Genomic DNA, 12,027 nt, shown 5'->3' with positions numbered 1-12,027 from the left:
TACGCTGGCCGTGAGTCTCGCAAGCGTCGGATGCCATGCTATGCTGGTCCGAGGGGCTTGGGAGACGTCGGATGAAACCAGAGGACGACCCCTTCTACGGGGGCGATATGATGCGCGCCTTGCAAGCAGCCCGCGATGGCGAGGTCGCGGGGTTTCGCAATCGGCCCGGCGCGGTCGTGCATGGCCGGGTCACGAGTTCGGACGACCCGGACGCCTTCGGGTGGGACGATTTGCGCGCAGCGATGCGCCGCGAGGGGATCGTGCAGATCCGGGGCGCGACCCCCGAGGTGATCCTGAAGGCCGAGCACGAACTGGCCGGGTTCGCGCCCAAGCAGCACTTCTGGGACGTGTTCCTTGCGGATGCCGACAGGGTGCGCACGGCGTGCGGGCAGATCGTGGCAGGCGGTCTGCCGGACGGGATCACGCGGCACCCGGACGACGAAATCGACGCCACGGTCCTGCACGAGATGCAGGGCTTCCTGACCGAGCACGGGATCGCGCCCTTCTCGAAGCCGGCGCTCTCGGGCGCGCTGGTCCCGGCGCGGCCCGTCATTCTGCGTTCGGCGGGCGGCGCCATCGCGGCGACCAGTTATGCCGCGCTGGTTCATAACGAACACTCATGGCTCGCCGGCATGGCATTCGTCGGATTGATTGCGGTCGATCCGGCGGCCCGCGGTCTGGGTCTGGGCAAGATGGCCGATGCCATCGCGAACCTGATCGCGGTGGATGAACTGGGCGCGGCGGGCGCGGTGGAGTTCGTGGCGGCGGACAACGCGGCATCCCGCGCGGTACTCAGGGCCTGCGGGCTGGAACAGGTGCCGGATCGGATGGTGGTCAACTTTTCGGCCTCGGACATCCGCATCACGCGCTGACACGGTTGCGGGAGGGCGGGTTTAGAACTGGACGCTGGCCGGTTCATTTGCCAACCTCCTGAAAAAGGGAGTTAAATGGCCACGCGCAGCCCGAATACGGTTTGGGACCAGACGATCGCACCCACTCAGGTGCAGGCGACGCCGAATGCGACCACGGAGTCCGGGACGGTCGGCGCCGCAACCCCGCAGGCCGCCCCCGTTCCGGCACCCGAAGACGTGGCGCTCGACCTGTTCGACCAGCTTACGGTATTCGTGCAGGGCCTGATGCGCCCCTGGAATGCCTATCAGGTCGCGATCGCCGTGGGGCTCGCACTGGCGGCGTGGCTGATCGCGAAATGGCTCGCCCCGAAATATCACGGCTGGCTGCGCGGGCGGGAAAACTGGCCCAAGTGGCGGATGCGGTTCGGCGTGATGCTGCATCGCCGGATGAAACTGATCGTCTTTGTGGCGCTGATCTGGCCGACGGTCTGGATCATGCGCGAGGCGACGTGGCCCTCACGCTCCTACCTGCTGTCGATCATCGCGGAACTGGCGCTGGCGTGGCTGGTCATCGCGATCCTCGCCCGGTTCATCGCCAACGCCTTTGTGCGTGGCGTCGTGCGGACGGCGGGCTGGGTCTGGGTTACGGTCAACATCCTGAATCTACAGGACGAAACCATTTCCATCCTCGACGGGTTCGCGATCAACACCGGCAACATGCGCCTGTCGATCTGGATGGTCATTCAGGCCATCGCGATCCTCGGCGCTCTGGTCTTCGCCGCGCGGTTCCTGACCCAAAGCTCTGCGGCCCGGATCAGGAAGAACGAGGACATCAGCCCTTCGATGCAAGTGCTGATCGTCAAGATCCTGCAACTGGTGCTGTTCGGCGCTGCGATCTTCATCGGGCTGCGTGCCGTGGGCGTGGACCTGACCGGCCTCGCCGTCCTGTCGGGGGCCATCGGTGTTGGTCTTGGCTTCGGCCTGCAAAAGGTGGTCTCGAACCTCGTGTCCGGGGTCATCATCCTTCTGGACAAGTCGATCAAGCCCGGCGACGTCATCAGCCTTGGCGATACCTTCGGCTGGATCGAACAGCTTGGCGCGCGCTACGTCAGCGTCGTGACCCGTGACGGCAAGGAATACCTGATCCCGAACGAGGATCTCATCACCGGGCAGGTGGTGAACTGGTCGCACACCAACGCCTTTGTCCGGCTCGACATCTATTTCGGCACGGCTTACGGCGACGACCCGCATCTGGTGCGCAAGGTGGCGATCAAAGCGGCGGCGAGCGTCGACCGGGTGCTGAGTTTCCGGCCCCCGGTCTGCCATATCGTCGGCTTCGGCGACTCCTCCGTGGATTACATCCTGCGCTTCTGGATCGACGACCCGACCGGGGGTCTGACCAACATCCGCGGCAATGTCTATCTTGCGCTCTGGGACGCGTTTCAGGAGAACGGCATCTCGATCCCGTTCCCGCAACGTGAGGTGCGCCATCTCAACGATCCGCGAAAAGTGGCCGAGCCGGAGCAACGCGAGAATTGAAATACCGGACCAGCATGTTACTTTTAACCTGTCCCGGCGTCGGGGAAACGATCGGCGCGCAACGAAGGAGGACTATGTCCTGTCTCATCATCCAGACGCGGCCGCACTGTCGGCCGCAGGATCGGGCGGAATGAAAAAGCCGCCCATGAACCCGTCGAGCGACAATATCCTCGACACCGTTCTTTCCTCACTCGAAGACGACAAGGCCGAGGATATCGTGACCATCGACCTGCGGAAGAAATCCGCGATGGCCGATGCCATGGTGATCTGTTCGGGCCGGTCCTCGCGTCAGGTCGCGGCGATTTCCGAAAAACTGTGCGATCGTCTGAAGGAAAGCATGGGGATCATCTGCAAGGTCGAGGGCAAGGATCAGGGCGACTGGGTTCTGATCGACACCGGCGACGTGATCGTTCACGTGTTCCGGCCCGAGGTGCGCGAGTTCTATCAACTCGAGAAAATGTGGATGACACCTGAGGCTCCGGCGTCGGCCAAGGCCTGATGCGGGTTCACATCGTCGCGGTGGGGCGGCTTCGCGCCGGCCCCGAGCGCGACCTGATCGACGACTACACCACCCGGTTCGACCGCACCGGGCGCAGCTTGGGTCTCGGTCCTCTCACGATCCACGAAGTCGAAGACAAGAAGGGTGGCGGCATGAGCGCCGAGGCCGCCCTGTTGTCGCGTGCCGTGCCGGAGGGCGCGGTGATCGTCGCGATGGACGAGCGAGGCAAGGTCCAGACCTCGCCCCAATTCGCCGAGCAACTTGCGGGCTGGCGCGATCAAGGCCGCGGTGACGTGGCGTTCGTCATCGGCGGCGCAGACGGGGTCGACCCGGCCCTGCGCAGTCAGGCGGATGCGTCGCTGTCGTTCGGCAAGATGGTCTGGCCGCACATGCTGGCCCGCGCCATGCTGACCGAACAGCTTTACCGCGCAGCCTCGATCCTTGCCGGAAGCCCCTATCACCGGGTCTAGCGGTCGCGCGGAGTCCAGTCGCGCGGCGCACGGCCCGCCGCGACCCGTGACAGCGCAAAGCCAAGTGCGACCCCGACCCCGATTGCGACCGTGAGATCGACGAGAACGGTCAGCGCCATGGTCAGGAAAATCAGAACCCGGTCCCGCACCGGCGCGGACAGGTATCCGCGCCACTTGTCCGGCTCGGCCATGTTCCACGCGGTGATGACCAGCAGGGCCGCCATGGCGGGCAGCGCCATTTGACCGGCCAGCGGTGCGGCGAACAGCATCAGCGCCAGAACCGTGACGGCGTGCCACAGCCCGGCAACCGGCGTGCGCCCCCCGGCCTTCACATTCGTCGCCGTCCGCGCGATGGCCCCTGTCACCGGCAGCCCGCCCATCAGCGCCGACCCGATGTTGGCGACACCCTGCGCGGCCAGCTCGGCCCGGGGGCGGTGATGCCCGCCGATCATCCGGTCGGCCACCACGGCGGACAAAAGCGATTCGACCCCCGCGAGGAACGCGATCACCAGCGCGGATGGAAACACCTCGCGCACCAGAGCCCACGAGATGTCGGGCATCGCAGGGGTGGGCAGGTGGTCGGGCAATGCACCGAACCGGGCCGCAATTGTCTCCACCTCGACCCCCGGCAGGGCGGCGAGGGCCGATCCGGCCGCGACGGCGAGGATCAGGCCCGGCACCTTCGGCGGGAGCCAGCGACGCAACGCGGCGATCAGAGCGCCGGTGACCACGCCGATCCCCAGCGCGTCGATCTGAAGCGTATCGCGCGCCGCCCAGAGCGCCGCGATCTTGCCGGTGAACTCCGCCGGCATGTCCGCCACGGCAAGACCGAACAGATCCGCGATCTGGCTGGTGGCGATGATGACGGCGATGCCGAGGGTGAAGCCGTTGATGACCGGTTCGGGCACGTGGGCCACGAGGCTCCCGGCCCGCAACACGCCGGCCACGACGAGGATCAGCCCGGCCAGCAGCGTCGCCACGATCAGACCGTCGATCCCATGCGCGGCGATGACACCGTAGACGACGACGATGAACGCGCCCGTCGGTCCGCCGATCTGCACGCGGCTGCCGCCCAGAAGCGACACGAGAGCGCCGCCGACGATGGCCGTGACCAGCCCCTGTTCCGGCGTCGCGCCCGACGCGATGGCGATGGCAAGGCTGAGGGGAACCGCCACCAGCCCGACCGTGACCCCGGCGATCAGATCGCCGAAGAACTGGTCGCGCGAATAGCTTGCGAGCGTCGTCAGGATTTTCGGCTTCACGAGGAAACACCGGCGTCAGGGTAATATCCTGTCGGTGTCTGCCCGGATCGCCGCCCTGTCAACGGGCGTTGCGTCGCACGGAGCAGCTTTACATGCGCCCGCATTTCGCCAAGCTGGACCGGCGCACAGGGGACTGCTCATGACCGATTTTCTGCTACTTGCCTTCGTTTTTCTGATCGCGGGGGTGGTCGCGGTCCCCATCGCCTCGCGTCTCGGGCTGGGGTCGGTTCTGGGCTACCTGATCGCCGGGATCGTCATCAGCCCGGTTCTGGCGTGGCTTCATGTCGACGTGATCCAGATCCAGCACTTCGCCGAGTTCGGCGTCGTGATGATGCTGTTCCTCGTCGGGCTGGAGTTGGAGCCGCGGCGGCTGTGGGAGATGCGCGCGCGCCTTCTGGGGCTTGGCGGTGGGCAGGTCGGGTTGACGGCGCTCCTGGTCATGGGCGTGGCGATGGTTCTGGGTCAGCCGTGGTCGGTGAGCCTTGCGGTCGGTTTGGTGTTGGCGCTGTCCTCGACCGCGATCGTGCTTCAGACGCTTGGCGAGAAGGGGCTGATGCGCTCGGACGGGGGGCAGTCGTCGTTCTCGGTGCTCCTGTTTCAGGACATCGCGGTCATCCCCATGCTGGCGCTCATTCCGCTGCTCGCAATGCCGGAACTGGTCGAAGGTCTGAGCCATGCGGCGGAGGACGGCGACCACGGCGGGGGTATGAGCCTTGTCGACGGTCTGCCGGGCTGGGGCGTGGCGCTGGTGACGGTGGGGGCCATCGCGGTGGTGGTCGGGGCGGGCATCTACCTCGTCGGTCCGATCTTCCGGTTCATCGCCGGGGCGAACCTGAGGGAGCTTTTCGTGGCGACTGCGCTGATGTTCGTCATCGGCATCGCGCTCCTCATGTCCCTCGTCGGGCTGTCGCCCGCGCTCGGCACATTCCTCGCCGGTGTCGTGCTGGCCAACAGCGAATACCGGCATGAGTTGGAAAGCGACATCGACCCGTTCCGTGGGCTTCTGCTGGGTCTGTTCTTCATGACGGTGGGCGCGGGGATCAACTTCGCCCTGCTGTTCGACGATTTCGCCCTGATCCTTGCCCTGACGCTGGGGCTGATCGTGGCGAAGATGGCGGTGCTTTACGTGCTGTCCTTCGTGTTCCGGGTGGGCGGGGCGGATCGCTGGCTGTTCTCACTGGGTCTCGCCCAAGCCGGGGAGTTCGGCTTCGTCCTCTTGTCTTTCACGGTCGCGAATGCGGTGATCCCCGGCGATCTGGCGGATCGGCTCCTGCTGGTCGTGGCGCTGTCGATGCTGCTGACCCCGGCGCTTTTCATCCTATACGACCGGGTGGTGGCGCCGCGGTTCTCCGAAGCTGAAGAGCGCGAGATGGATGCGATCGACGAGGCGAGCGACATCATCATCGCGGGCCACGGGCGCGTGGGGGGGATCGTCGCGCGGATGCTGCGCGGGGCCGGGCTCACGCCCACCGTCATCGACTTCAGCGCGCGGCAACTGGAGATGCTCAAGAAATTCGACGTGCAGGCTTACTATGGCGATGCGACGCGGCCCGATCTGTTGCATGCGGCGGGGATCGAGCACGCGAAGCTGTTGGTGATCGCCATCGACGACAAACACCAGATCACAGAGCTGGTGACCTATGTGAAGAAGCACTACCCCGATGTGCATGTGATCGCACGGGCGGTGGACCGGCCCCATGTCTACGATCTGTGGTGGGCCGGGTGCCGCGATATCATCCGCGAGACCTATGACAGTTCGTTGCGGATGAGCCGCTCGGCGGTGGAGGCGTTGGGCTATTCGCGCGATCAGGCGGACCGGGTGACCGAGATGTTCGCCGAAATGGACCGCAGCGCCATGCTGATCGCGGCGGAGCATTACGATCCGGCGATCTCGATCCTCGACAACGAAGCCTATATCGAAGGGCTACGGGCGGCGCGTGGCGATATCGAAGCGGAATTTCTGCGGGACGCGCAGGCCATTCTGGCGGAAGGGCGGAAAGCGCGGGCCTGAGGGGGGGCGCTGCCCCCGTCGCGCTGAAGCGCGACTCCCCCGAGGTATTTGAGGACCAGAGAAGCAGAGGGGCGGGGTCCACCCCCTACGCTGGGCGCAGGGGGCTTCTCCGGTCTCGGTCATCGGCTCCTCAGCCTTTACCGTGACTTCAGGATAGCGCGTTAACCTTAATCAAAGGTGAACGTGTCCCTTCTCTGGTCCGAAAATACCTCGGGAGGGTCTGGGTTGGTCATGTTCGCCTGCAAACATGACCTTTGCTGGTCCTCCCAGCCGGTCGGATGGTCGCAAGCCCATTCGAAACCCCTCGCGCATTGCCCTTAGGCCGGTGACCTCCTAGAACTAGCTCAGGCAAGAGCGAGGCAGACATGACCACCCCGAAACCCGTCGTTTTGTGCATCCTCGATGGCTGGGGCCTCAGGGTCGAAAGCTCCGGCAACGCGGTGGCGCTGGCCGAGACGCCCGCGTTCGACGAGTTGATGATGATCTGCCCGAACGCGACGCTCATCACCCACGGCAACGATGTGGGTCTGCCCTCCGGCCAGATGGGCAATTCCGAGGTTGGGCACACGAATATCGGCGCGGGCCGGGTGGTGGCGATGGACCTTGGGCAGATCGACCTTGCCATCGAGGACAGGTCGTTCTTCCAGAACGCCGCGCTCATGCGGTTGATCGACGACATGAAGGCGTCGGGCGGGACCGCGCATCTGATGGGTCTGGTGTCGCCCGGTGGAGTTCATTCACATCAGGATCACATCTTGGCGGCGGCGCAGGCACTGGTACAGGCGGGGGTTCCGGTCTGCGTGCATGTCATCACCGACGGGCGCGACGTGGCGCCGCGCTCGGCCCGCGAACAGGTGGCCAAGTTCGTCAATGACCTGCCGGAGGGTGTGACCGTGGGCAGCGTCACCGGGCGCTATTACGCGATGGACCGCGACAACCGGTGGGAGCGGGTGAGCCGCGCCTATGACGCGATGGTCAAGGGCATGGGCGGAACGGCGGCAAGCGCGGATGCGGCGATTGCGGCGTCCTACGAGGCCGACGTTTCGGACGAGTTCATCGAACCTGTCGTGATCGACGGGCACACCGGCATCCATGACGGCGACGGGGTGTTCTTCGTCAATTTCCGGGCCGACCGGGCGCGCGAGATCTTGCGGGCCATCGGTGAGCCGGGCTTCGCGGAGTTCGATGTCGGGCAGCGGCCCAAGCTCGCCGCGCTTCTGGGCATGGTCGAGTATTCCAAGGGACACAATGACTACATGACCACGGTGTTTCCGAGCGAGGACATCGTGAACACGCTGGGGGCGTGGGTCGCCAAGCAGGGCAAGCGGCAGTTCCGGCTGGCCGAGACCGAGAAGTATCCGCATGTCACCTTCTTCCTCAACGGCGGCAAGGAAGACCCGGAGGAGGGCGAGGATCGTTACATGGCGCAGTCGCCCAAGGTGGCGACCTACGACTTGCAGCCCGAGATGAGCGCGCCCGAGGTGGGGCGCGAACTCGTGCGTGCGATCCACGAGAAATACGACCTGATCGTCGTGAACTTCGCCAACCCCGACATGGTCGGGCATACCGGCGATCTGGACGCGGCCATCGCCGCCGTGGAAGCCGTGGACAAACAGGTTCTAGAAGCCATGATCGCGCTCAAGGAAGAGGGCGGGACGATGATCGTGACCGCCGATCACGGCAATTGCGAGATGATGATCGACCCTGCCACGGGCGGGCCGCATACGGCGCATACCACGAACCCCGTGCCGGTCGCGCTGTTCAACGGGCCTGTGGGGGCAAAGATCAAGTCGGGTCGGCTCGCCGATCTCGCGCCCAGCCTGCTCGACCTCATGGGGCTCGAACAGCCCGCCGAGATGACCGGCGAGAGCCTGATCGTCCGGTGAGACGGGCGGCGATCCTTTTCGCCGCGTGTCTGGCGATGACGGCCCCGGCGACGGCGCAGACCGACCCAACGGAAAGCGCGCGTCAGGCCATGCTTTTGTTACAGGAAGCGGCCAAGGCTTTGGACGGTGCCGACGGCGCGGGCGACCGCGTGGCGGCCCTGACGCAGACCGTGCAGGCCTATGAGGCGGGGCTCGCCGCGCTGCGTGAGGGGCTGAGACAGGCGCGGGTGCGCGAGGCGGCGATCGACGGTGTGTTCCGGGCCGAGAACGAACGGCTCGCACAGCTTCTGGGCGTGCTTCAGGCCATCGAAGCCTCGCCCGAGCCGCATCTGCTCCTGCATCCCGAGGGGCCGGTGGGCACCGCGCGGACCGGGATGATCCTGTCCGACGTGACCCCGGCGCTGAATGCCGAGGCGGGGCGGCTGCGCGCGGCCTTGCAGGAGGTCGCGGTTTTGCGGGCCTTGCAGGAATCGGCGGTGGTGACGCTGGAACAGGGTCTGACCGGGGTGCAGCAGGCGCGCACGGCACTGAGTCAGGCGATGTCGAACCGCACCGACCTGCCCAAGCGGATCACGACCGACCCGGAGGCGATGGAGAACCTGATCGCCACCGCCGACACGCTGGAAAGTTTCGCGTCGGGCCTGATGTCGGCCACCGTCGAGGATACGAGCGTTTCCATCGCCAACCCGGATTTCACCGAAGCGCAGGGCACGCTGGAGTTGCCGGTGCTTGGCCGGATCATCCGCCGGATGGACGAGGCGGACGCGGCAGGCGTGCGCCGTCCGGGCTGGGTGATCGCGACCCGTCCTCTCACCCTCGTCACGCTTCCGTGGCCTGCCACGATCCGGTATCTCGGCCCGCTTCTGGACTATGGTCAGGTGGCCATCGTGGAGCCGGGAGAGGATTATCTGTTGGTGTTCGCAGGGCTCGGACAGCTTTTCGGCGAGGTGGGCGAGGTGCTGCCGAAAGGGGCGCCCATCGGGCTTATGGGCGGGGCTGCGCCCACGGACCCTCAAGCGTTTTTGATTTCCAACGACACCGCAGGAGGCGCAGAAGCGAACCAGACATTGTATCTGGAGCTTCGCAAAGACGGCGAGCCTGTGGACCCGGCGGACTGGTTTGCGGTATCCGGGGAGTGAGCGGCGCGATTGCGCGACCGAAACGAGACGAAAGTGAGCAGACGAGACATGAAGAAATTTCTGATGGCCGCAGTCGGCGGCACGCTCGCAGGGGCAGTTCTGACCACGCAGGTGGCGGGTCCGCTTCTCGCGCAAGAGGGGAACCGGTCGACGACCGTGTACCAGCAGCTCGATCTGTTCGGTGACGTGTTCGAGCGTATCCGCGCCCAGTATGTCGAGGATGTCGAGGAAAGCGAACTGATCGAAGCCGCGATCAACGGGATGCTTCAGTCGCTCGACCCGCACAGCTCCTACCTGCCGCCCGACGATGCCGATGCCATGCGCGTGCAGACGCGCGGCTCGTTCGGCGGTCTGGGGATCGAGGTCACGCAGGAAGAGGGCTTCGTCAAGGTCGTCTCGCCGATGGACGACACGCCCGCCGATCAGGCCGGGGTGCTGGCCGGTGACTTCATCACACATGTGGACGGCGAAAGCCTGCTTGGCCTGACGCTGGACGAAGCGGTCGATCTGATGCGCGGGCCGATCGGGTCCGAGATCATCATCACGGTCGTGCGTGAGGGCGAGGACGAGCCGTTCGATATCTCGATCATCCGCGACACCATCAAGCTGACGGCCGCCACCGTGCGCCAGCAGGGCGAGGCGGTCGTGATCCGCATCACCACGTTCAACGACCAGACCTATCCGAACGTCACCGAAGGGTTCGCCGAAGTGGTCGAGGAAATGGGCGGCATGGACAATGTCGAAGGCGTGGTTCTGGACCTGCGCAACAACCCCGGCGGTCTGCTCAAGCAGGCGATCGCGGTGTCGGATGCCTTCCTCGAAGGTGGTGAGATCGTGTCGACCCGTGGCCGCGACCCGGAGGAATCCGACCGTGTGAACGCCACGCCCGGCGACATCACCGAAGGCAAGCCGCTGGTCGTGCTTATCAACGGCGGTTCGGCCTCGGCGTCCGAGATCGTCGCCGGTGCGCTTCAGGATCATCACCGCGGCGTCGTCGTCGGCACCAAGTCGTTCGGCAAGGGGTCGGTCCAGACGGTCATGCCGCTCCGTGGCGATGGCGCGATGCGTCTGACCACGGCGCGTTATTACACCCCGTCGGGTCGCTCGATTCAGGCGCTGGGTGTGAGCCCGGACATCGTGGTCGAACAGCCGATCCCCAGCCCCAGCGCCGAAGAGGACGAGGAGGAGACCAACGGTCGTCCGCCCCGCACCGAGGCCGATCTGCGCGGGTCGCTGAACAACGACAGCCTGACCGAGGACGAAATCCGCCAGATCGAGGAAGAGCGGGCCGAGGCGGAAGCCGCCGCCGCGCTGCGCGACGAGGACTTCCAACTGTCCTACGCCGTGGACCTTCTGCACGGTCTGTCGACCTTCGGGCGCGAGTGATCCGTCCGTGACACCGGACGAGATCGCGGCGCTGCCGTATCGGCCCTGCGTGGGCGTGGTGCTGGCGAATGCCGAGGGCAAGGTGTTCGCCGGGCAGCGCATCGATGCCAAGGATCTGGGCACCGACGCGACCGCTTGGCAGATGCCGCAGGGCGGCGTGGACAAGGGCGAGACGCCGCGCGATGCGGCGCTTCGCGAACTTTGGGAAGAGACCGGGGTGAGTGCCGACCTTGTCGACATCGAAGCCGAGCATCCCGACTGGCTGACCTATGATCTGCCACCGGAGCTTGTCGCGAGCGGCAAGGTCTGGAAGGGCAAGTTCAAGGGGCAGGAACAGCGGTGGTTCCTGATGCGTTTCAAGGGCACTGACGATCAGGTCGACATCGCGACCGAGCACCCGGAGTTCAGCACATGGACATGGATCGACCCCGACGAGATGATCGCGCGCATCGTGCCGTTCAAGCGCGACATCTACCGCGCCGTTCTGGACGAATTTCGCGCGCGGCTCTGAGCCTTGCGCTGGCCGCGATGGTCCTGCCGGGGCCGGCGGCGGCGCTTTCGTGCATGCGCTATGACCCGGTGACGGCGTTCCACGAGGCGGACGAGTCCGCCAAACGCTACATGGTGGTGCGGGGCGCGTTGAGTTTCGATGCCGAGGGACTGCCCGAAAGCTACGACGAGGACGCGCCGGAGGAATGGCTGACGAACGGGCGCGTGGTCGGCAAATCGCTGGCCGCCGACGGGTTTCTGAACGACTTCGCCGAAGACATCGTGGTCGTCGTCAGTTGCCTTGGCCCGTGGTGCGGGATGCCGCAGGCCTCGGACGACGCGCTGATGTTCCTTCGGATCGAAGCGGATGGGGCGGCGATCTACCTCGACGTCGATCCCTGTATGCCGCATCACTTCGCCGAGGCGAGTGAGGCGGATTTCGAGGCGATAGAAGCCTGCATGGCCGGGGATTGCCCGCCGGTGGCCCAGTAGTTT

At 65.7% G+C, this 12,027-nt stretch carries 11 protein-coding genes; 10 read left to right on the top strand and 1 reads right to left on the bottom strand.

The window, feature by feature from the left end; translation table 11 throughout:
• Nucleotides 1-71 precede the first annotated feature (71 nt).
• From HOY44_RS09485 to rlmH, 4 genes are all read left to right on the top strand, one after another.
• A complete protein-coding gene (locus tag HOY44_RS09485) occupies nucleotides 72-872 on the top strand; it encodes a GNAT family N-acetyltransferase (protein WP_287434489.1) in 801 nt (266 codons plus the stop codon).
• A 75-nt stretch (nucleotides 873-947) separates the two neighbouring features.
• Nucleotides 948-2,390: a mechanosensitive ion channel family protein gene (locus HOY44_RS09480; protein WP_287434488.1), complete on the top strand. Its 1,443-nt coding sequence runs from the start codon at nucleotides 948-950 to the stop codon at nucleotides 2,388-2,390.
• 130 nt (nucleotides 2,391-2,520) lie between these two features.
• Nucleotides 2,521-2,889: a ribosome silencing factor gene (gene rsfS, locus HOY44_RS09475; protein WP_008332144.1), complete on the top strand. Its 369-nt coding sequence runs from the start codon at nucleotides 2,521-2,523 to the stop codon at nucleotides 2,887-2,889.
• Nucleotides 2,889-3,359, top strand: coding sequence for a 23S rRNA (pseudouridine(1915)-N(3))-methyltransferase RlmH (gene rlmH / locus HOY44_RS09470; protein WP_287434487.1), 471 nt, complete (start codon nucleotides 2,889-2,891; stop codon nucleotides 3,357-3,359). Before rsfS ends, rlmH begins: the two co-directional genes overlap by 1 nt.
• On the opposite strand, the gene HOY44_RS09465 is transcribed toward rlmH, so the two are convergent.
• Nucleotides 3,356-4,621, bottom strand: coding sequence for a SulP family inorganic anion transporter (locus HOY44_RS09465; protein WP_287434486.1), 1,266 nt, complete (start codon nucleotides 4,619-4,621; stop codon nucleotides 3,356-3,358). The two genes, rlmH and HOY44_RS09465, sit on opposite strands and share 4 nt — an antisense overlap.
• A gap of 139 nt (nucleotides 4,622-4,760) precedes the next feature.
• On the opposite strand from HOY44_RS09465, the gene HOY44_RS09460 reads away from it, so the two are divergent.
• The 6 genes from HOY44_RS09460 to HOY44_RS09435 all read left to right on the top strand — a co-directional run bounded on the left by HOY44_RS09460 (nucleotide 4,761) and on the right by HOY44_RS09435 (nucleotide 12,024).
• On the top strand, nucleotides 4,761-6,632 hold the full coding sequence (locus HOY44_RS09460; protein ID WP_287434485.1) for a cation:proton antiporter domain-containing protein: 1,872 nt from the start codon (nucleotides 4,761-4,763) through the stop codon (nucleotides 6,630-6,632).
• A 365-nt stretch (nucleotides 6,633-6,997) separates the two neighbouring features.
• On the top strand, nucleotides 6,998-8,518 hold the full coding sequence (gene gpmI, locus HOY44_RS09455; RefSeq protein ID WP_287434484.1) for a 2,3-bisphosphoglycerate-independent phosphoglycerate mutase: 1,521 nt from the start codon (nucleotides 6,998-7,000) through the stop codon (nucleotides 8,516-8,518).
• Nucleotides 8,515-9,657 carry a murein hydrolase activator EnvC family protein gene (locus HOY44_RS09450; RefSeq protein WP_353806620.1) on the top strand — a complete coding sequence of 381 codons (1,143 nt, stop codon included), beginning with the start codon at nucleotides 8,515-8,517 and terminating at the stop codon, nucleotides 9,655-9,657. The genes gpmI and HOY44_RS09450 overlap by 4 nt, the downstream gene beginning before the upstream one ends.
• A gap of 48 nt (nucleotides 9,658-9,705) precedes the next feature.
• Nucleotides 9,706-11,043: a S41 family peptidase gene (locus tag HOY44_RS09445; RefSeq protein WP_008332126.1), complete on the top strand. Its 1,338-nt coding sequence runs from the start codon at nucleotides 9,706-9,708 to the stop codon at nucleotides 11,041-11,043.
• 7 nt (nucleotides 11,044-11,050) lie between these two features.
• Nucleotides 11,051-11,554, top strand: coding sequence for an RNA pyrophosphohydrolase (locus tag HOY44_RS09440; protein WP_138422396.1), 504 nt, complete (start codon nucleotides 11,051-11,053; stop codon nucleotides 11,552-11,554).
• A 53-nt stretch (nucleotides 11,555-11,607) separates the two neighbouring features.
• Nucleotides 11,608-12,024 carry a hypothetical protein gene (locus HOY44_RS09435; RefSeq protein ID WP_287434483.1) on the top strand — a complete coding sequence of 139 codons (417 nt, stop codon included), beginning with the start codon at nucleotides 11,608-11,610 and terminating at the stop codon, nucleotides 12,022-12,024.
• Nucleotides 12,025-12,027 lie beyond the last annotated feature (3 nt).

Origin of the sequence: Maritimibacter sp. (assembly GCF_016774595.1) — a bacterium.
GTDB lineage: Bacteria > Pseudomonadota > Alphaproteobacteria > Rhodobacterales > Rhodobacteraceae > Maritimibacter > Maritimibacter alkaliphilus.
The sequence above is the reverse complement of the archived record's forward strand: the minus strand, read 5'-3'. Positions and strand labels throughout refer to the sequence as shown.